The sequence below is a fragment of the Pseudomonas sp. NPDC087612 genome (assembly GCF_044743505.1).
Classification (GTDB): Bacteria; Pseudomonadota; Gammaproteobacteria; order Pseudomonadales; family Pseudomonadaceae; genus Aquipseudomonas.
Map to the genome: position 1 here is coordinate 83,639 of NZ_JBIUWO010000010.1, position 20,976 is coordinate 104,614.

Annotated in this window: 15 protein-coding genes; 2 read left to right on the forward strand and 13 right to left on the reverse strand. The window is 63.9% G+C overall.

The annotated features are described in order from the left end of the window. Positions 1 to 36: 36 nt before the first annotated feature. From ACIOVF_RS20805 to ACIOVF_RS20860, 12 genes are all read right to left on the reverse strand, one after another. A complete protein-coding gene (locus ACIOVF_RS20805) occupies positions 37 to 1,662 on the reverse strand; it encodes a BatD family protein (RefSeq protein ID WP_045195045.1) in 1,626 nt (541 codons plus the stop codon). Continuing rightward, positions 1,659 to 3,380, reverse strand: coding sequence for a tetratricopeptide repeat protein (locus ACIOVF_RS20810; protein ID WP_401292165.1), 1,722 nt, complete (start codon positions 3,378 to 3,380; stop codon positions 1,659 to 1,661). The genes ACIOVF_RS20805 and ACIOVF_RS20810 overlap by 4 nt, the downstream gene beginning before the upstream one ends. After that, positions 3,377 to 4,453 carry a VWA domain-containing protein gene (locus tag ACIOVF_RS20815; protein WP_045195041.1) on the reverse strand — a complete coding sequence of 359 codons (1,077 nt, stop codon included), beginning with the start codon at positions 4,451 to 4,453 and terminating at the stop codon, positions 3,377 to 3,379. The genes ACIOVF_RS20810 and ACIOVF_RS20815 overlap by 4 nt, the downstream gene beginning before the upstream one ends. Beyond that, on the reverse strand, positions 4,446 to 4,940 hold the full coding sequence (locus ACIOVF_RS20820) for a DUF4381 domain-containing protein (RefSeq protein WP_045195039.1): 495 nt from the start codon (positions 4,938 to 4,940) through the stop codon (positions 4,446 to 4,448). Before ACIOVF_RS20820 ends, ACIOVF_RS20815 begins: the two co-directional genes overlap by 8 nt. Continuing rightward, positions 4,937 to 5,881, reverse strand: coding sequence for a DUF58 domain-containing protein (locus ACIOVF_RS20825; protein ID WP_045195038.1), 945 nt, complete (start codon positions 5,879 to 5,881; stop codon positions 4,937 to 4,939). The genes ACIOVF_RS20820 and ACIOVF_RS20825 overlap by 4 nt, the downstream gene beginning before the upstream one ends. A gap of 4 nt (positions 5,882 to 5,885) precedes the next feature. Then, positions 5,886 to 6,845, reverse strand: a complete 960-nt coding sequence (locus tag ACIOVF_RS20830; RefSeq protein ID WP_038994235.1) for a MoxR family ATPase — start codon at positions 6,843 to 6,845, stop codon at positions 5,886 to 5,888. A 202-nt stretch (positions 6,846 to 7,047) separates the two neighbouring features. Continuing rightward, the gene (locus tag ACIOVF_RS20835; RefSeq protein ID WP_045195035.1) at positions 7,048 to 8,376 is read right to left on the reverse strand and encodes an MFS transporter; all 1,329 of its coding nucleotides are present in this window, start codon (positions 8,374 to 8,376) and stop codon (positions 7,048 to 7,050) included. A 46-nt stretch (positions 8,377 to 8,422) separates the two neighbouring features. After that, complete coding sequence (lhgO, locus tag ACIOVF_RS20840) at positions 8,423 to 9,616, reverse strand: L-2-hydroxyglutarate oxidase (protein ID WP_195884709.1); 1,194 nt, start codon at positions 9,614 to 9,616, stop codon at positions 8,423 to 8,425. A 109-nt stretch (positions 9,617 to 9,725) separates the two neighbouring features. Beyond that, the gene (locus ACIOVF_RS20845) at positions 9,726 to 10,436 is read right to left on the reverse strand and encodes a FadR/GntR family transcriptional regulator (RefSeq protein ID WP_045195031.1); all 711 of its coding nucleotides are present in this window, start codon (positions 10,434 to 10,436) and stop codon (positions 9,726 to 9,728) included. 75 nt (positions 10,437 to 10,511) lie between these two features. Then, positions 10,512 to 10,865: a hypothetical protein gene (locus ACIOVF_RS20850; protein WP_401292173.1), complete on the reverse strand. Its 354-nt coding sequence runs from the start codon at positions 10,863 to 10,865 to the stop codon at positions 10,512 to 10,514. A 128-nt stretch (positions 10,866 to 10,993) separates the two neighbouring features. Next, positions 10,994 to 11,575 (reverse strand): hypothetical protein, encoded by a 582-nt coding sequence (locus ACIOVF_RS20855; RefSeq protein ID WP_401292176.1) that lies wholly within the window; start codon positions 11,573 to 11,575, stop codon positions 10,994 to 10,996. Further along, on the reverse strand, positions 11,544 to 12,131 hold the full coding sequence (locus ACIOVF_RS20860) for a DUF6036 family nucleotidyltransferase (protein ID WP_195884707.1): 588 nt from the start codon (positions 12,129 to 12,131) through the stop codon (positions 11,544 to 11,546). The genes ACIOVF_RS20855 and ACIOVF_RS20860 overlap by 32 nt, the downstream gene beginning before the upstream one ends. A gap of 413 nt (positions 12,132 to 12,544) precedes the next feature. Between ACIOVF_RS20860 and ACIOVF_RS20865 the strand changes: the two genes are divergently transcribed. Further along, positions 12,545 to 17,410, forward strand: a complete 4,866-nt coding sequence (locus tag ACIOVF_RS20865) for an NAD-glutamate dehydrogenase (protein ID WP_045195028.1) — start codon at positions 12,545 to 12,547, stop codon at positions 17,408 to 17,410. A gap of 162 nt (positions 17,411 to 17,572) precedes the next feature. Here ACIOVF_RS20865 and ACIOVF_RS20870 read toward each other — a convergent pair whose 3' ends face one another. Next, on the reverse strand, positions 17,573 to 18,391 hold the full coding sequence (locus ACIOVF_RS20870) for a pyruvate, water dikinase regulatory protein (protein WP_195884706.1): 819 nt from the start codon (positions 18,389 to 18,391) through the stop codon (positions 17,573 to 17,575). A gap of 176 nt (positions 18,392 to 18,567) precedes the next feature. Between ACIOVF_RS20870 and ppsA the strand changes: the two genes are divergently transcribed. Then, positions 18,568 to 20,943 (forward strand): phosphoenolpyruvate synthase, encoded by a 2,376-nt coding sequence (gene ppsA / locus ACIOVF_RS20875; RefSeq protein WP_045195023.1) that lies wholly within the window; start codon positions 18,568 to 18,570, stop codon positions 20,941 to 20,943. Positions 20,944 to 20,976 lie beyond the last annotated feature (33 nt).

Sequence of the window (20,976 nt, forward strand, 5' to 3'; positions counted from 1 at the left end):
GTGCCGGCGTGGCGCCCGGGGCGTCACGCCTTGAGGTTATTTGGGGTACAGCGGCGGCAAGCTGCCGTTCTCGCTTTGTGCAGGCTGGACCTGCTCGGCGGCCGGGATGGTACCGATGGCCCGCCATAATTCTTCGCCTTGCCAATACTGCCCGCTTTCGCTGTACAGCGCGCCGTTGAGGCCATCGAGGGCATCGGACAGCGGCACGAAACGCGCGGCCATCTCGGCCAGGGTTTCCGGTTGCTGGCGCGCCCAGGCATCCAGGGCCTGGCGCGTTGCTTGAGGGTCGTTGGCCTGGCACGCGCGCTTGAGGTCATCAAGCAGGGTGCGCGGGCTCGGCCCGCTTTGCGCCGCGCGCAGCACCGCCGGTTGCGAGCGCGCCCGCCACCACAGGGCGAAGCCCAGCAGGGTGGTCAGGGCCAGCACCAGGGTACTCAGTTGCCAGGGCCAGAGCAGGTAGGTGTGCACCGTGACCGGGTCGACGCTGGCCGGCTTGTCGGCACTCAGCGCCGGGTTGTCCTCGATCTGCAGGCTGCGCGCCGGCAGATTGCTGCGCTCCAGATGATCTTCGCGGGTGTTCCACCAGACCACTTCCTGGCTCGGCAGTTCCAGCCTGCCGGCGTGGGTCGGTACCAGCGCTTCGCGCTCTTCACGCACCCCGAGCAGGCCGCGGTCATTGACCTGGTTGCGCAGTTGCGGCTGGTCCGGGTAGCGGCGCAGGCCGCTCACTTCGGTGCCGGGCAGTGGTGGCAACTGGGCGCTGGACAAACCCTCGACCTGGAGGATCACGGTGCGGGTCAGCGAGTCGCCGATTTGCGTCTGTTGCTGGGCCGGGTCCGGGCTCCAGTGTTCTTCCAGGGTCAGGCTGTTGGCCGGCAGCCACGGTGTATCGGCTGGGTAATCGGCCGGGATCGGGTCGACCGTCAACACCAGCGGCGTCGAGCTGACCTGCACCTGCTTGCCGGCGCGCGGGGTGTTGAGTTCCTGCTCGGCGTCGTTCTGCGCGGCGGTGGCGCTGAAGGTCAGGGCCGGGATTTTCAGGTCGCCGCTTTGCTGCGGGTAAATTGCATAGCGCATCTCGATCACGCCGTGGCGCACACCGTCGATGACTTTTTCGAAGGTGCGCGACTCACCCAGCGGCTCGACCCTGGCGTTGTCCAGCTGCAGCGGGCTGAGGCTGCTGTCGTCGTACAGCGGCACCGAGTGATAGATGCTCAGGGTCAGCACCGCCTGGGCCTGGACGTAAACCTCGGGCTGGTCGAGGCTGGCGTCGATGAACACCGGCCCGTGGTTTTCGCTGCTGACCTCGTTGGCCTGGATCTGCAGGCTGATCGGCTGGCTGCGCACCTCGCCCAGCTGCAGGGCGGGAATTTCCATGCTGCCGCTCTGGCGTGGCAACAGGGTGATGATCCAGCGGGTGTTGGCGCTGTTCTCGTCGAGGCTGTTGAGGCTGTTGACCTGGCGGGTGCCACGCACTTCGAAGCTGGCAGCGAGCGGCGTCAGGTCGGGCTTGCCGAATTGGGTGACATCCTGGGTCTCGAGGGTCAGCTCAAGGGTTTCGCCGGCATTCAGGCGGGTGCGGTCGACACTGGCGAGCAGCGCCGCCGCCTGCACCTGCAGGGCGATAAAGAGGCTGAAGACCAGGACGCAGACGCGACTCATCGATGGGTTTCCTGATGTTGTTGCTGTTCATACCAGAATTTACGCCGCAACAGCTCGGCCGGGTTGTCCGGAATCTGTCGCAGCCATTGTTCCAGGGCCTGGCGCTGTTCGGCATCAAGGCTGCTGTCGGTCGGGCGCTGGGGCGGGCGGGTGGTGTCTTCGTCGTTCGCGCCGCTGGCCTGGTTTTGTGCCTGCTCGTTGGCGTTGTCTGCAGGTTTGCCCGCTTCATCGGCCTCTTGCGGTGGTTTTGCTGCGGCCTGGTCCTGGGCGTTCTGCGAGCTGCTGGCAGCGTCGCTGCTGCTGTTGGGGTCGCTTTGCTGGTTGTCTTCGGGCGGCTGCTCAGGCGTCTGTTCGGCCTGGCGTTGTTGCAGCAATTGCTCGACCAGGGCCTTGTTGGCCAGCGCCGGTTGCAGTTCCGGCTGGCGCTCCAGAGCCTGCTCGTAGGCATCCACTGCGGCTTCCAGTTCACCGCTGCGGGCCAGGGCGTTGCCGCGATTGTAATGGTCGGCGGCGCGGTTGCCCTGGGCGAACTGGCGCGCGGCGCCGTTGTAGTCGCCGGCCTCATACAAGGCCAGGCCTTTCCATTGCGGGTCTTCGAAGTGCTGCGCAGCTTCGGCCGGGCGCTGCTGCTCAAGCAGGCGCTGGCCTTGCTGGTCGGGGCGCAGCCACAGGTCGTTGAACTCGAAGGCGTAGCTTGGTTGCGGCAGGGCCAGCAGCAACGGCAGGCAGAACAGCCAGCCACGGCGGCCGGCGCAGGCGGCCAGCAGCAACAGTGGCAGCAACAGCCAGTAGCCCTGGTCGGCCCAGCTGTCGAGCTGCACGGTCTGGCCATCGTCTCGCAGGCTACGCGGGTTGTCGAACAGGCGCAGGCCGCGCAGGTCGAGGTCGTCGATGCGGGCGCTGCGATAACGCCCGCCGGTGCTGTTGATAAAGGCCTTGAGGCTGGCGCTGTCCAGGCGCGGCAAGAGGATGCCGCCCTGATCGTCCTTGAGGAACTCGCCGTTGGCCTGCCTGACCGGCGCCCCCTCGGCGCTGCCGACGCCAAGCATCAGCAGGCTCGGGCCCTGGCGGCCAAGCGCCTGGACGATGCCCTGGCGCTCCTGGGCATCGAGCGATGAGCCGATCAACAGCAGCCGGCCCTGGCCGATGCCTGCCTGGGCGAGCAGGGCCAGGCCCTTGCGCACGGCAAGATCCGCGCGCTGGCCGGCTTGCGGCATGATCGCCGGGTCCAGGGCTTCGAGCAGGTTGCGGCTGGTGGCCAGGTCGTCGGACAGCGGCACCAGGGTGTGGGCGCTGCCGGCGTAGACGATGATCGCGGTCTGGCTGTCGCGGCGGTGCTCGAGCAGGTCGAGGATCTTGCGTCGGGCCTGTTCCAGGCGGTTTGGCGCGGCGTCGTCGGCGAGCATCTGCGGGGTCAGCTCAAGCAGCACCACCAGCGGGTCGGCCGGGCGCTGGCGGGTGTCCTCCAGGCGCTGCCAGCTTGGGCCCACCAGGGCCAGCACGGTGATCAGCCAGGCCAGGCCCAACGCGATCCACGGCAGTTTGCTGTCGCGACCGTTGCCGCCACCGAGCAGCACGGCATGGAAGGCCGCGGGCAGGATCATCTGCCAGCGCCCGGCGCGTTTTTGCCGATGCCAGAGCTTCCACAGCAACCAGGCCAGCAGCGGCAGGACGACCAGCCACAGCGGGCGTAGCCATTGCGGCCACAGTTCGTTCATCGCCGCCTCCTCAAGCGCAGCCGTTGCAGGCGCTGGCGCCATTCCGGGTGCGGCTGCAGGAAGCGTGGGCGGCGCAGCAGGCGCTGCAACAGGTTGTCGGGCCATTGCTGTTCGACCACCAGCAGCACGCTGAGCACCAACGCCAGGGCCAGCGGCCAGCTGTACAGCGGCTCGGCGGTGCGCGCCTGGGTCGGCTGCTGGGCCACAGGCTCCAGGCGGTCGAGGGCGTCGCCGATGGCTTGCAGTTCTTCGCCGTCGTGGGCGCGGAAGTAGCTGCCGCCGGTCAGTTCGGCGATTTCCTTGAGCGAGGCTTCGTCCAGGTCCAGGCTCGGGTTGATGCCCAGCAAGCCGGCGGTGCCGGTCTGCTCCGGGTCGGCACCAATGCCGATGGTGTAGATGCGCACGTTTTCCTGGGCGGCCAGGCGCGCGGCGGTCAGCGGGTGGATCTGCCCGCCGTTGTTGGCGCCGTCGGTGACCAGCACCAGCACCCGGCTCTGCGCCGGGCGCTGACGCAGGCGCTTGAGCGCCAGGCCGATGGCATCGCCAATGGCAGTGTTCTTGCCGGCGATGCCGATCTGCGCTTCGTCGAGGAAGGTGCGTACGGTGCGCCGGTCGAAAGTCAGCGGTGCCTGCAGGTAGGCCTGGCTACCGAACAGGATCAGGCCGACGCGATCGCCCTGGCGCTCTTCGAGAAAGTCGCCGAGCAGGGCCTTGACCAGGGTCAGGCGGCTGACGTCGTCGCCTTGCCACTGCATGTCGGGAAAGTCCATGGAGCCGGAAACATCCACCGCCACCAGCAGGTCGCGGCCACTGGCGGCCACCGGCAGCGGTTCGCCCAGCCACTGCGGGCGGGCGGCGGCAAACAGCAGCAACAGCCAGACCAGCACGAACGGCGCCTGCTGGCGCCAGGTCGGCAGGTTCAGGCGCGCGCGGCGCCCGGCCAGGCCTTCGAGTTCATCGAGGAAACTGACCTTGAGCACCGGTTCGCCGCTGTCGGCGGCCGGCAGCAGCAGGCGCGCCAGCCAGGGCAGCGGCAGCAGTACGAAGATCCACGGCCAGGCCAGTTCAAACATGTTTGCGGATCCAGGTTTCGACCGACTGGTTGAGGCCGTTGATGGCTTTGTCGTCGAGTTTGCATTCGGGCTTGTAGGCGCCTTCGACCAGTACCATCCAGCGGGTCAGGCCGGCGGCCGGGCAGCGGTTATCAAGAAACGCCAGCCATTGGCGGCCGTTGAGGGTATGGCTGTGGCTGCCCGGGTAATGGTTGCGGCACAGGCGCTTGAGCAGCGCGTTGATCTGCTGCAGCCAGGCCCCGGCCGGGGCACCGTCGTAGGGTTTGGGCAGGCGCGCGAGTTCGGCCAGGGCCTCGATGCGTACCGGGTCCAGAGGCAGTTCGGCGCGCACGATGGGCTTTTTACCCGGGCGCCAATGGCGCAGGCGCCACAGGCCCCAAGCCAGTAGCGGCAGCAGCAACAGCAGCGCCCACCAGCCCGGCGCCAGCGGCCACCAGCCGATTGGCGCCGGGGCCAGCAGCGGCTGCAATTGATCGAGCGGGTTCACGAGGTTTTCCCCGGTCGTTGCGCGTTAAGGTACTCGCGCAGTTGCTCGATCATCTCGCTCTGGGTGCTCAGCGGCATCAGCACCACCCGCAGCTTTTGCGCCAGCAGCTCCCAGCGTTCGATGCGCGCCTCGCTTTGCTGGCGGTAGCTCTTGCGCAGGGTCGGGTCGAGGGTGTCGAGCTCCAGTTGCGCACCGTGCTGGGCAAAGCGCAGCAGGCCGGCGGCCGGCAGGGCATGGTCGAGCGGGTCGGACAGCGGCAACAGCAGCAGGTCGCAATGACGCGAAAGCAGGCTCAATTGCTGCTCGACCGCAGGCGTCAGCGCCCGCTCGTCGCAGATGATGATTGCCAGGCTGCCCGGGCGCAGCACTTCGCGGGCGCGGCGCAGGGCGATACCGAGGCTGTCGGCCTGGGGCACGGCTTCGGTGTGCAGCGACTGGTTGACCCGTGCCAGGCGGTTGAGCAACTGCAACAGGCTCTGCTTGCTGCGCCGTGGCTTGATTTCGTAGTGCTCGTTGTCGCCGAACACCAGGCCGCCAATGCGGTCGTTGTGGCCCAGCGCAGCCCAGCCGATCAGGGCGGCGGCCTGGGCGGCGAGCACCGACTTGAACATCAGCCCGGAACCGAAGAACAGACGCTGGCTTTGTTCGACGAGGATGAAGATCGGCCGCTCCCGCTCCTCATGGAACAGCTTGGTATGCGGCTCCTGGGTGCGCGCGGTCACCCGCCAGTCGATGTTGCGCACATCGTCGCCTGCCTGGTACACCCGCACCTGATCGAAGTCGACCCCGCGTCCGCGCAGTTTCGAGTGGTGCAGGCCGACCAGCGGGCTGCGCTGGCCGGGCCGGGAGAACAACTGCACTTCGCGCACGCGATGGCGCATCTCGATCAGCTCGGCGAGGCTGATGCGGATTCCGGGCGCGGCCAGCAGGCGATTGGGCATGGGTTCAGGCGACGGCGACGACGTCGAGGATGCGCTGGATCACCCGGTCCTGGTCAATCCCGGCGGCCTCGGCCTCGAAGGAAAGAATGATGCGGTGGCGCAGTACGTCGAACAGCACCGCCTGGATGTCTTCAGGGCTTACGAAGTCGCGTCCGGCCAGCCAGGCATGAGCCCGCGCGCAGCGGTCGAGGGCAATCGAGCCGCGCGGGCTGGCGCCGTAGGCGATCCAGTCGGCCAGCTCCAGGTCGAACTTGGCCGGGGTGCGGGTGGCCATCACCAGTTGCACCAGGTATTCCTCTACCGCGTCGGCCATGTACAGACCGAGGATTTCTTTGCGGGCGGCAAAGATCGCCTGCTGGCTGACCCGTCGTTCCGGCTTGGTCTCGCCGTTGAGCGCCTCGCCCCGGGCCTGCTGGAGGATGCGCCGTTCGACGGCGGCATCGGGAAAACCAATCTTGACGTGCATGAGGAAGCGGTCGAGCTGGGCTTCGGGCAGCGGGTAGGTGCCTTCCTGCTCGATCGGGTTCTGCGTGGCCATCACCAGGAACAGCGGCGACAGCTCGTAGGTACTGCGCCCGACACTGACCTGGCGTTCGGCCATGGCCTCGAGCAGCGCCGACTGAACCTTGGCCGGGGCGCGGTTGATTTCGTCGGCCAATACCAGGTTGTGGAAGATCGGCCCCTGCTGGAACACGAAGCTGCCGGTTTCCGGGCGATAGATCTCGGTGCCGGTGATGTCGGCCGGGAGCAGGTCGGGGGTGAACTGGATACGATGGAACTCGGCTTCGACGCCTTCGGCCAGTTCCTTGATGGCCTTGGTCTTGGCCAGGCCCGGGGCGCCTTCGACCAGCATGTGGCCGTCGGCGAGGAGCACGATGAGCAAGCGCTCGACGAGTTTTTCCTGGCCCAGGATCTGGGTTGAAAGAAAGGTGCGCAGCGCGATCAGCGCCTCACGGTGTTCCATCGTTGACGGTTCCTGGAAAAAAGCCAGGGCGTGCGGCGTAAAAGCGCCCGGGCGGGGGCTGATACTTTAATCCATCCGGGGGCTTGCGACTAACGGCAGCAGGGAAAATTGTTCAAATCGTGAAGTCGGGGCTGCTGTGCAGCTCATCGTCGGCAACGCCAACTCCCACAGGGATCGCGCTGACCCTGTGGGACCCGGGGTGTCAGTTCTTGAAGCTGGAATGCTTGCGGCCCTGGTCACACAGGGCAAACACCACCACGAACACCGCCGCCACCACCAGAATCAGCGCCACGCCGTCGGTGGAGTGGGTCGCCGAGTTGGCCACCAGCGCCAGGCCGCCCAGCGGTGCCAGGCCGCCGGCCACGGCGGTGCCGATCTCGCGCCCGGTGCCAAAGCCCGAAGAGCGGGTCTGGGTCGGGAACTGGCGGCTGAGGAACGAGCCCTGCGGGGCAAACATCATCGGTGCGAGGATGCCGGTACCGATGGCAATCGCCAGGTAGATCATCATCGGCTCGCCGGTGTTGAGCAGGCTCAGGAACGGGTAGGCGAACAGCACCGAGAACAGCCCGCCAAGCATCAGCACGGTCTTGCTGCTCCATTTGTCGCACAGCCAGCCGAAGAACGGCACGGCGATAATCGCCACCAGGCTGGCGATGGTCACCGACAGCGAGGTGACATGGGCTTCGACGCCTTTGTACTGGGTCAGATAGGCCAGCGAGAAGGTCTTGAAGATGTAGCTCAGGGCGTTGTAGCCGATGGCCACGAAGAACACCACGGCCAGGCCCTTGAGGTCGTTGCGAAACAGCAGCTTGAGCGGCGAAACCTGGTCCTTGGCCGGGGTTTTGTCGAGCTCTTTGAAGTCCGGGGTTTCCGGGATGCTTTTACGCACCCACAGGCCGACGCCGACCAGCACGATGCTGCAGATGAACGGGATGCGCCAGCCGCCAGCGAGCAGGAACTCGTTGCCGTTCATGGTCAGCAGGTAGACGGTCAGCGACGACAGCAGCAGGCCCAGGTTCAGGCCCAGCGCCGGCCAGGCGCCCTGGCTGCCGCGCTTGCCTTCGCTGGCGTGTTCATAAGAGGTCACCGCCGCGCCAGACAACTCCGCACCGGCACCCAGGCCCTGGATGATGCGTACCAGTACGAGGATGATCGGCGCCCAGATACCGATCGAGGCGTAGCTGGGGATCAGGCCGATCAGGGTGGTGCACACGCCCATCATGCAGAAGGTGATGACCAGTACCTGCTTGCGCCCGAAGCGGTCGCCCAGGTAGCCGAACAGCACGCCGCCGAAGGGGCGGGCGATAAAGCCGATGGCGAAGGTGGAGAACGCCAGCAGCGACGCCACCGCCGGGTTGCTCGGGTCGAAGAAGATCTTCGAGAAGACGATCGCCGCCATGGTCGCGTACAGGTAGAAGTCGTACCACTCCAGCATCGAGCCGAAGATGGTCGCGGCGGCGACCTTGCGCAGGCGTTTGCGTTTTTGTTCCGGGGTTTCGCTCGCGGCCGCAGCCGCCTCATGTACCGACATGTGGGGTGTTCCTTTTTTGTCTTTGTAGTTAGGTGTGCAGCAGGATTCAGCGGGCCTTGAAGATCCTTTCGGCGATCATCTGGCCGATCGGGATGGCCGAGGTGGCCGCCGGTGACGGCGCGTTGCAGACGTGCACCATGCGCGGCGTCTCGGCGAACAGGAAGTCGTGCACCAGGGTGCCGTCGCGCATCACCGCCTGGGCGCGGATCCCGGCCTCATAGGGCAGCAGGTCTTCGACATTCAGCGACGGGCAGTACTTGCGGCATTGCTCCAGATAGCCGCCTTTGAACAGCGAGTTCTTCATCTCGGCGGTGCCGGAACCAAGGTTGTTCCAGATGGTTTTCCAGAACCCCGGAAAACGCGCGTATTCGGCAACGTCGCGCCAGTTCACCGAGAACTTGCGGTAGTTTTCCCGGCCCAGCCCCAGTACCGCGTTCGGCCCGACGGTAACGCTGCCGTCGATCATCCGCGTCAGGTGCACGCCAAGAAACGGCAGCTCCGGGTCGGGGATCGGGTAGATCAGGTGGTTGACGATGTCGTTCTTGGCCGCAGGCAGGCGGAAGTATTCGCCGCGGAAGGGGATGATCTGGTGGTCGATCTTGACCCCGGCCATGGTTGCCAGGCGGTCCGATTGCAGGCCGGCACAGGCCACCAGCTGGCGGGCGCTCCAGACCTTGTCGTCGCTGCTGATGGTGACCTTGTCGGCGGTTTCGACAATAGCGCGCACGGTGGTTTGCAGCTGCACTTCGCCGCCGAATCGCTGGATGACCCGGGCCATGGCTTCGCAGACCTGCTGGTAGTCGACAATCCCGGTGGCATCGAGGAACAGGCCGCCGAGGCCGACGATGTTCGGCTCGCGGCGTTGCAGCTCCTTGGCATCCAGCTGTTCGACCTTCAGGCCGTTCTGCTGCGAGCGCTCGTACAGGGCACGCATGCGCTCGACTTCCAGCGGCGTCGAGGCCACCAGCAACTTGCCGCAGACTTCGAACTTGATCTGGTGCTCGCTGCAGAACGCTTTGGTGGCCTGGGCGCCGCGCTTGCACAGGTCGGCCTTGAGGCTGCCCGGCGCGTAGTAGATGCCTGCGTGAATCACGCCGCTGTTATGCCCGGTCTGGTGCTTGGCCAGGCTGCTTTCCTTTTCCAGGATCAGCAAGGAGGCGCCCGGTTGGCGTTCCAGCAGCGCCATGGCGGTGGCGAGGCCGACGATGCCGCCGCCGATGATGCAGTAGTCGTAGATCATGCAGGTGTCACCTTGGCTTGTTCTTATCAGAGAGTCTGCTTATCAGGTTGTCAGACTAAGTAGGTCAAACAAAAGGGCGCCATGCCGCAGCGCCCGTTCTATAGGGTGTTCAGTCGATACTCGGCAGGTCCAGTTTCAGGCGTTTGGCCGAGGCCCGCAGGTGCGCTTCGGCGCAGGCTGCGGCGCCAAGCCGGTCGCCATCGGCGATGGCCTGGTACAGCGCCTGGTGCTCGCGATGGGCATCGGCCGAACCGCCGACCGAATGCGCCGCCGAGTTTTCCCAGGCGGTGCGACGGGCTGCGGCCAGCTGGCCACGCAGAAAATCATGGAAAGCGACGAAATAATCGTTCTTGCTGGCCTCGGCGATGGCCCGGTGGAACTCCACGTCAGCGGCGGCAGCTACGGCAAACTCGCTGCGCTTGTCGAGCATCTCCTGCAGGGCCTTGCCCATGCGCGCCAGGTCAGCGGCGTCGCGGCGCTGGGCGGCTACCGAGGCGGCCTGGGTCTCGATCCACAGGCGCACTTCGAACATCTGCACCAGGTCCGGGCTGCGGCCTTGCGCAGCAGGGAAGCGGAAGACCGTGCCGGTCGGGGTTTGCGAAATGTACGAACCCAGGCCGCGGCGAGCGATCAGCACCCCGTCCGCCTTGAGCTGGGCCACTGCCTCGCGTACCACCGAGCGGCTGACGTTCAATTGCTCGGCCAGTTGCTGTTCGGTGGGCAGGCGCGATTCGGCCGCCAGGCGACCGGAATCGATTTCGGCGCGGATGGCGCCGACAACCCGTTCGACCAGGGTGTCGGGGCGCTGAAGCTCAAGCATGAGGGGTGGCTCATTAATCAGGTTGTCAGACAATGCCTTTTGCAGCGGTTCCTTGTCAAGAAACCGCGTGGGCGATTACAGCTCGCTGACGTAGGTGCCGGTGCCCTTGAGGATGTTCTGCAGGGTTTCTTCGACCTCGGCGAGGTCGGTGCCGTCGGAGGTCAGGGTAATCTCCAGGTGATCGTCGCCTTTGAACACATCGGCATCGCCTGGCGCCACTTCGATCAGCAAACGCTCGACGCTGAGGCTGACCTTGAGGCCGTCGAGGGTGCTTGGCTCGTCATCCAGGGTGATGTCCACCGTGTCTTCGTCCGGATAGCGCGTCATGAGGAACATCTGGCCCTTGTCGCTGTGGCAGCACAGGGTGGCCATGTTGTCTTCTTCATCATCGCAGGGGGTGGCGAAGAGCAGGGCGGTCTTGAATTGCATGAGCGGCTCGATCAATAAGTTGAAACACGATTCTGCCAGTCTTCGGCCTGGCAATAAATCTACGAGTGTTGAGCTGCGATTTTACTGGCAGGGGTGATAAGCGTGGCAGGCTGTGGAGCCTGCCGATTTCAAGCTGTTTTTCTGGAGCACAATTCGGAGTAGCCGCTTGGCAAAGCATGAGCATCGACGAAATGCCGAGTCTGGTACTCAAGCACTTTGCTCATTAGGCCACTGACATCCTCGGTAAGGCCCCAGGTCACCGCAACCTTGTCGTAACGGTTAACTTTTTCAGCCGTGCGAATTGCCAGCGAGTCCGCTGTCGTTGCCAAACAACGCCATTGATTGACAAATGACTTCATGAACGCTGCTTTTTCCGGTGTCAGTACAGGAAATCTGCGCAGCCTGTCCACCAGGTACAACAGGCGACGTTTTCGCACCGGAGCAAGCCTGGGGTGCTGAAGGCGCTGCTCGAGAGACTCGGTCATTGCATCACTGAAGTACCAGAGCGCCACGGCAAAGCGCGTCGCTGCGTCTTGGTCAAGGTGATCCAGAGGGGCCTTGCTTACCTCGACGACGACTTTATCAAAAACGCTATGCAAGTTATCCGACAGCCTGGCATCGGATGGCGTGGCGCACAGCCCGAGGAAGCGCTCCAGAGTATCCTGCGGGCACACTGGCTTAGCTGTCATCGCCGATGTTTTTTGCTTCATCGAGAATCAACCTCAAGTAACTGCTCACCGTACCTTTATCGCAAGGGTAGTAGTCGATGGCTTGTGTCGCGATCCTATCAAATTCGTCGAGTTTGATCTTCCCGGCCTGGATCAGTGTGGAAATATCCTCATGGTCGCGGTCGGTAAAGCGGCCCAGCTTGGAAATGGCCAGATCTATGGGGTGGGCTATGAATACCTGCAATGGCGACAGCTCCTGGCCAGGCAAGGCAATTGCCCGCTCCTCAAAGTCCTGGTGCAGAGGGCACAGCGCATTGTTGAAGGCTTGGTCAAAGACCACCGAAAAATCTTCTCCGTCAACTTCGAAGTCTTCGGGTGCCTGATAAACAGCTTTGACTTCTGCGATCAGAAGATGTTCGGCTGCCATCAGTTCGGCATCAACGTCAGCACTCCCTCGGGCGTTCGTCAGGATGTGCAATGCACAGCCACCAAATACATAGATCTTCAACGCTCCGGGCTGTTTGCCTTGCAGCATGGGTAAGGCGCGCTCAAACAGGCTGACGATGGCTTTGGAGAGTGGAGTGTCGAGATACAGCATGATCTTCTTGCTCCTGGCAGCGGGCTTTGCGAATCCTACCCTGCATGACCTGTCAGGAGTGGGTATCTCGCCCTTCCATAACAAGTTGAAACACGATTCTGCCAGTCTTCGGCCTGTGGATAAACGTACGGTTGCACCTCAATGACCGAATATGTCGCAGCACCGCAAGCAGGGGCGGGCGGGCACTCGTTAAGCTGCGCTGTCGATGGACACCCGTAAAGACACAGCCGCGCTGGCAGTCGTTTTTGCAGATGCCCATCCGTGGAGCGGGAAGATGTGACTTGCGGGTCACCTTGAGCGCCTGTTTCTATGGTTTTACCGTCCTCCTGCTACGGGTTGGCTATCGTTGATCCGTAAACGGCGGACGCGCGCGACGCTTCACTCAATAATAAAGCCCAAGCGGAGTACCACAGATGGCGTTTTTCACCGCAGCCAGCAAAGCCGACTTCCAGCATCAACTGCAAGCGGCCCTGGCGCAGCACATCAGCGAACAGGCACTGCCACAAGTGGCGCTGTTCGCCGAGCAGTTCTTCGGCATCATCTCTCTGGACGAACTCACCCAGCGCCGTATGTCGGACCTGGCCGGTTGCACCCTCTCTGCCTGGCGCATCATCGAGCGTTTCGATCACTCCCAGCCTCAGGTTCGCGTCTACAACCCCGATTACGAGCGTCATGGCTGGCAGTCGACCCACACCGCGGTCGAAGTCCTGCACCATGACCTGCCGTTTCTGGTCGACTCGGTACGCACCGAGCTCAACCGTCGCGGCTACAGCATCCACACCCTGCAGACCACCGTACTAAGCGTGCGTCGCGGGCCGAAAGGCGAGCTGCTGGAAATCCTGCCCAAGGGCACCCAGGGCGAAGGCGTGCTGCAAGAATCGCTGATGTACCTGGAAATCGACCGCTGCGCCAACACCGCCGAACTCAACCTGCTGACCCGCGAGCTTGAGCAGGTGCTGGCTGAAGTGCGTGTCGCCGTCGCCGATTTCGAGCCGATGAAAGCCAAGCTGCGCGAGGTCGTGGCGCTGGTTGAACAAACCGCCTACGCCCCGGCACAAAATGAAAAGGCCGAGGTCAAGGCGTTCCTCGAGTGGCTGCTGGGCAACCACTTCACCTTCCTCGGCTACGAAGAATTCGTCGTCCATGGCGACGCCCAGGGCGGCCAGCTGCAATACGACGAGCAGTCGTTCCTCGGCCTGACCCGCATGCTGCGCGTCGGTCTCACCGCCGAAGACCTGCGCATCGAAGACTACGCCGTCAATTACCTGCAAGAGCCGCTGCTGCTGTCCTTCGCCAAGGCCGCGCACCCAAGCCGCGTGCACCGTCCGGCCTACCCGGACTACGTGTCGATCCGCCAGCTGGATGCCGACGGCAAGGTCATCAAGGAATGCCGCTTCATGGGCCTGTACACCTCCTCGGTGTACGGCGAGAGCGTGCGCGCGATCCCCTACATCCGTGGCAAGGTCGCCGAAGTCGAGCGCCGCTCGCACTTCGACCCCAAGGCCCACCTGGGCAAGGAGCTGGCGCAGGTCCTGGAAGTGCTGCCGCGCGACGACCTGTTCCAGACCCCGGTCGACGAGCTGTTCAGCACCGTCATGTCGATCGTGCAGATCCAGGAGCGCAACAAGATCCGCGTGTTCCTGCGCAAGGACCCGTACGGCCGCTTCTGCTACTGCCTGGCCTACGTGCCGCGTGATATCTACTCCACCGAAGTGCGGCAGAAGATCCAGCAGGTGCTGATGGAGCGCCTCAAGGCCAGCGACTGCGAGTTCTGGACCTTCTTCTCCGAGTCGGTGCTGGCCCGTGTGCAGCTGATTCTGCGCGTCGACCCGAAAAACCGCATCGACATCGACCCGCAGCAACTGGAAAACGAAGTGATCCAGGCCTGCCGTTCGTGGCAGGACGACTACGCCAGCCTGACCGTCGAAAGCTTCGGCGAAGCCCAGGGCACCAACGTCCTGGCCGATTTCCCGAAAGGCTTCCCGGCCGGTTACCGCGAGCGTTTCGCCGCCCATTCGGCGGTGGTCGACATGCAGCACCTGCTGACCCTGTCCGAGCGCAAGCCGCTGGTCATGAGCTTCTACCAGCCGCTGACCCAGGCCGGCAAACAGCAGCTGCACTGCAAGCTGTACCACGCCGATACGCCGCTGGCGCTTTCAGATGTGCTGCCGATCCTGGAAAACCTCGGTCTGCGCGTGCTCGGCGAGTTCCCCTACCGCCTGCGCCATGCCAATGGCCGCGAGTACTGGATTCATGACTTTGCCTTCACCGCCGCCGAAGGCCTGAACCTCGACATCCAGCAGCTCAACGACACCCTGCAGGATGCATTCGTGCACATCGTCAATGGCGATGCCGAGAACGACGCCTTCAACCGCCTGGTGCTGACCGCCGGCCTGCCATGGCGCGACGTGGCGCTGCTGCGTGCCTACGCCCGCTACCTCAAGCAGATCCGCCTGGGCTTCGACCTCGGTTACATCGCCAGCACCCTGAACAACCACACCGACATCGCCCGCGAGCTGACCCGGTTGTTCAAGACCCGCTTCTACCTGGCGCGCAAGCTCACCAGCGAAGACCTCGACGACAAGCAGCAGCGTCTGGAACAAGCGATCCTCACCGCCCTGGACGACGTTCAGGTGCTCAACGAAGACCGCATCCTGCGTCGCTACCTGGACCTGATCAAGGCCACCCTGCGCACCAACTTCTACCAGACCGATGCCCAGGGCCATAACAAGTCGTACTTCAGCTTCAAGTTCAACCCCAAGCTGATCCCCGAGCTGCCCAAGCCGGTGCCGAAGTTCGAGATCTTCGTCTACTCGCCACGGGTCGAGGGTGTGCACCTGCGCTTTGGCAACGTTGCCCGCGGCGGCCTGCGCTGGTCGGACCGTGAAGAAGACTTCCGCACCGAAGTGCTGGGCCTGGTAAAAGCCCAGCAGGTGAAGAACTCGGTGATCGTGCCGGTCGGCGCCAAGGGCGGTTTCCTGCCGCGTCGCCTGCCGCTGGGCGGTAGCCGCGACGATATCCAGGCCGAAGGCATCGCCTGCTACCGGATCTTCATTTCCGGCCTGCTGGACATCACCGACAACCTCAAGGACGGCGCCCTGGTGCCGCCGGCCAACGTCGTCCGGCATGACGACGATGACCCGTACCTGGTGGTGGCTGCCGACAAAGGCACCGCGACCTTCTCCGACATCGCCAACGGCATTGCCATCGACTACGGTTTCTGGCTCGGCGATGCGTTCGCCTCCGGTGGCTCGGCCGGTTACGACCACAAGAAAATGGGCATTACCGCCCGTGGCGCCTGGGTTGGCGTGCAGCGTCACTTCCGCGAGCGCGGCATCAACGTCCAGGAAGACCCGATCACCGTGGTCGGCGTCGGCGACATGGCCGGTGACGTGTTCGGCAACGGCCTGCTGATGTCCGACAAGCTGCAACTGGTGGCGGCGTTCAACCACCTGCACATCTTCATCGACCCGAACCCGGAGCCGGCCAGCAGCTTCGCCGAGCGCCAGCGCCTGTTCGACCTGCCGCGTTCGGCCTGGAGCGACTACGACACCAGCATCATGTCCGAAGGCGGCGGGATCTTCCCGCGCAGTGCGAAAAGCATCGCGATCACCGCGCAGATGAAAGAGCGCTTCGCCATCGAAGCCGACAAGCTGACCCCGACCGAGCTGCTCAACGCACTGCTCAAGGCGCCGGTTGACCTGCTGTGGAACGGCGGTATCGGCACCTACGTCAAGTCCAGTGAAGAAAGCCACGCCGACGTCGGCGACAAGGCCAACGACGCCCTGCGCGTGGACGGCAACGAGCTGCGCTGCAAGGTGGTGGGTGAGGGCGGCAACCTCGGCATGACCCAGCTTGGCCGGGTCGAGTTCGGCTTGAACGGCGGCGCGACCAACACCGACTTCATCGACAACGCCGGTGGCGTGGACTGCTCCGACCACGAGGTCAACATCAAGATCCTGCTCAACGAAGTGGTGCAGGCTGGCGACATGACCGAGAAGCAGCGCAACCAGCTGCTGGGCAGCATGACCGACGAAGTGGCCGGCCTGGTGCTGGGCAACAACTACAAGCAGACCCAGGCGCTGTCGCTGGCTGCGCGTCGGGCCAAGGAGCGCATCGCTGAATACAAGCGCCTGATGGCCGACCTTGAAGGCCGTGGCAAGCTGGACCGCGCCATCGAGTTCCTGCCGACCGAAGAGCAACTGGCCGAGCGCCTGGCCGCCGGCCAGGGCCTGACCCGTGCCGAGCTGTCGGTGCTGATCTCGTACAGCAAGATCGACCTCAAGGAGCAGCTGCTCAAGTCGCTGGTGCCGGACGATGACTACCTGACCCGCGACATGGAAACCGCGTTCCCGCCGTCGCTGGTGAGCAAGTTCGCCGAGGCCATGCGCCGCCATCGCCTGAAACGCGAGATCGTCAGCACCCAGATCGCCAACGATCTGGTCAACAACATGGGCATCACCTTCGTTCAGCGCCTGAAAGAGTCCACCGGCATGAGCCCGGCGAACGTCGCTGGCGCCTACGTGATCGTGCGCGACATCTTCCACCTGCCGCACTGGTTCCGTCAGATCGAGGCGCTGGACTACCAGGTCCCGGCTGAAATCCAGTTGACCCTGATGGACGAGCTGATGCGTCTGGGCCGCCGTGCGACCCGCTGGTTCCTGCGCAGCCGTCGTAACGAGCAGGATGCCGGGCGTGACGTGGCGCACTTCGGGCCGAAGATCGCTGCTTTGGGGCTCAAGCTTGACGAACTGCTGGAAGGGCCGACCCGCGAGCGCTGGATGACCCGTTACCAGGGCTTTGTCGAAGCCGGCGTGCCGGAGCTGCTGGCACGCATGGTGGCCGGCACTACGCACCTGTACACCCTGTTGCCGATCATCGAGGCTTCCGACGTCACCGGCCAGGACCCGGCCGAAGTGGCCAAGGCCTTCTTCGCCGTTGGCAGCGCCCTGGACCTGACCTGGTACCTGCAGGAAATCAGCAACCTGCCGGTGGAAAACAACTGGCAGGCCCTGGCCCGTGAAGCCTTCCGCGATGATATCGACCTGCAGCAACGGGCGATCACCATCTCGGTGCTGCAGATGATCGACGCACCCGAGGACATGGACGCCCGCGTGGCCCTGTGGCTGGATCAGCACCGGGTCATGGTCGAGCGCTGGCGCGCCATGCTCGACGAGCTGCGTGCCGCTACCGGCACCGACTACGCCATGTACGCGGTGGCCAACCGCGAGCTGGTGGACCTGGCCCTGAGTGGCCAGGCAACGGTGATGCCGTCTTAAGCGTGAGCTGAAATGAAAAAGCCCCGGCATTTGCCGGGGTTTTTTTTGTGCCTGTCCCGGCCTCATCGCGGGTCAAGTCGGGTCGCCGCACCGCCGCTCCCACAGGGTGGATCGTGCTGTACCTGTGGGAGCGGGCTTGACCCGCGATGAGGCAGGTGAATTTTATTTGAACCTTCGCTCTACACCTTTCTCGACCAGAATCTTCGCCGCAATCTCTTCCACGGAGAAATGCGTGGAGTTGATGTGCGCAATGTTCTCGCGGCGGAACAGGTTCTCCACTTCACGTACCTCGAACTCGCACTGGGCAAAGCTTGCGTAGCGGCTGTTGGGCTTGCGCTCGTGGCGGATGGCGGTCAGGCGGTCGGGGTCGATGGTCAGGCCGAACAGCTTGTGCTGGTGGTTTTTCAGGGCCTGGGGCAGTTGCAGGCGCTCCATGTCATCTTCGGTCAGCGGGTAGTTGGCCGCGCGGATGCCGAATTGCATGGCCATGTACAGGCAGGTCGGGGTCTTGCCGCAACGCGACACGCCTACCAGGATCAAGTCGGCCTTGTCGTAGTAGTGGGTGCGCGCGCCGTCGTCGTTGTCGAGAGCGAAGTTGACCGCCTCGATGCGTTCCATATAGTTGGAATTGCCGCCGATCGAGTGGGATTTGCCCACCGAATAGGACGAATGGGCGGTCAGTTCCTGTTCCAGCGGGGCCAGGAAGGTCGAGAAGATGTCGATCATGAAGCCGTTGGAGGTGGCGAGGACCTCGCGGATATCCTGATTGACGATGGTGTCGAAGATGATCGGACGGACACCGTCTTTCTCAGCGGCGCTATTGATTTGTTGTACCATCACCCGCGCTTTTTCTACGCTGTCGATGTACGGACGCGTGAATTTATTGAACGCAATGGTATCGAACTGCGCTAGAAGACTCTGTCCCAGCGTCTCGGCGGTAATGCCGGTGCCATCGGAGATAAAGAAAGCAGATCGTTTCATTTGCGCCTTGGGCCTTAAGCTGGTGACGAATCTTGGATATGATAGGTTCGGTTTACCGAACACTGCGTTCGGCATTCTCACTTATTTTCCAGGTCCAGGCCACAAGCGCCCGGCCAAGCCAGAGCTGGCAGGCGGGCGACCTGAGCTTTTCCAACACAGTTAGTGGAGAGATCACCTTGGTAGAGTACGTAGTTTCCCTCGATAAGCTCGGCGTCCATGATGTAGAGCATGTGGGGGGCAAGAACGCATCCCTCGGCGAGATGATCAGTAACCTCGCGGGCGCCGGTGTCTCGGTCCCCGGCGGCTTTGCCACTACGGCTCAGGCGTATCGTGACTTTCTCGAGCAGAGCGGCCTGAACGCCCAGATCCACGCTGCCCTCGACGCGCTGGACGTTGACGACGTCAACGCCCTGGCCAAGACCGGTGCGCAGATCCGCCAGTGGATCATGGAGGCCGAGTTCCCCGAGCGCCTGAACGCCGAAATCCGCACTGCCTTCGCCGAAATGTCCCAGGGCAACCCGAACATGGCCGTGGCCGTGCGCTCCTCGGCCACTGCCGAAGACCTGCCGGACGCCTCGTTCGCCGGGCAGCAGGAAACCTTCCTGAACATCCGCGGCGTCGACAACGTCATCCGCGCCGCCAAGGAAGTGTTCGCCTCGCTGTTCAACGACCGCGCCATTTCCTACCGCGTGCACCAGGGCTTCGACCACAAGCTGGTGGCCCTGTCGGCCGGCGTGCAGCGCATGGTCCGCTCGGAAACCGGCACTGCCGGCGTAATGTTCACCCTCGACACCGAGTCGGGTTTCCGAGACGTGGTGTTCATCACCGGCGCCTATGGCCTGGGTGAAACCGTCGTTCAGGGCGCGGTCAACCCCGACGAATTCTACGTGCACAAGGGCACCCTGGAAGCCGGCCGCCCGGCGATCCTGCGCCGCAACCTGGGCAGCAAGGCGATCAAGATGGTCTATGGCGAAGAAGCCAAGGCCGGTCGCTCGGTCAAGACCGTCGATGTCGACAAGGCCGACCGCACCCGTTTCTGCCTGAGCGACGCCGAAGTCAGCGAGCTGGCCAAGCAGGCGATGATCATCGAGAAGCACTACAAGTGCCCGATGGACATCGAATGGGCCAAGGACGGTGACGACGGCAAGCTGTACATCGTTCAGGCCCGCCCTGAAACCGTGAAAAGCCGCGCCCAGGCCAACGTCATGGAGCGTTACTTGCTCAAAGAGACCGGCACCGTGCTGGTCGAAGGCCGCGCCATCGGCCAGCGCATCGGCGCCGGCAAGGTGCGGATCATCAAGGACGTCTCGGAGATGGACAAGGTCCAGCCCGGCGACGTACTGGTTTCGGACATGACCGACCCGGACTGGGAACCGGTGATGAAGCGCGCCAGCGCCATCGTCACCAACCGTGGCGGGCGTACCTGCCACGCGGCGATCATTGCCCGTGAACTGGGTATTCCGGCGGTGGTGGGTTGCGGCAACGCCACCCAGCTGCTCAAGGATGGCCAGGGCGTGACCGTGTCGTGCGCCGAAGGCGATACCGGTTTCATCTTCGAAGGTGAGCTGGGCTTTGACGTGCGCAAGAACTCCGTCGACGCCATGCCGGAGCTGCCGTTCAAGATCATGATGAACGTCGGCAACCCGGACCGCGCCTTTGATTTTGCCCAGCTGCCCAACGCCGGTGTCGGCCTGGCGCGCCTGGAATTCATCATCAACCGCATGATCGGCGTGCACCCCAAGGCGCTGCTCAACTACGCAGGCCTGCCTGCCGAGCTCAAAGAGAGCGTCGACAAGCGCATTGCCGGCTACAACGACCCGGTCGGCTTCTACGTCGAGAAACTGGTCGAGGGCATCAGCACCCTGGCGGCGGCGTTCTGGCCGAAGAAGGTCATCGTGCGCCTGTCGGACTTCAAGTCCAACGAATACGCCAACCTGATCGGCGGCAAGCTCTACGAGCCGGAAGAAGAAAACCCGATGCTGGGTTTCCGCGGTGCTTCGCGCTACATCAGCGAAACCTTCCGTGACTGCTTCGAGCTCGAGTGCCGCGCCCTCAAGCGCGTGCGCAACGAGATGGGCCTGACCAACGTCGAGATCATGGTGCCGTTCGTGCGCACCCTGGGCGAGGCCAGCCAGGTTGTCGACCTGCTTGCCGAAAACGGCCTGGCCCGCGGTGACAACGGCCTGCGCGTGATCATGATGTGCGAACTGCCGTCCAACGCCATCCTCGCCGAAGAGTTCCTCGAGTACTTCGATGGCTTCTCCATCGGCTCCAACGACCTGACCCAGCTGACACTGGGCCTGGACCGCGACTCGGGGATCATTGCGCACCTGTTCGACGAGCGTAACCCTGCCGTCAAGAAGCTGCTGGCCAATGCCATCCAGGCCTGTAACAAGGCTGGCAAGTACATCGGCATCTGCGGCCAGGGCCCATCCGACCACCCGGACCTGGCCAAATGGCTGATGGAACAGGGCATCGAAAGCGTCTCGCTGAACCCGGACTCGGTCCTCGAGACCTGGTTCTTCCTGGCTGAAGGCCAGGCCGCGAACTGATGCGCTGAACCGGAGCCTTCACCTGGCGGTTAC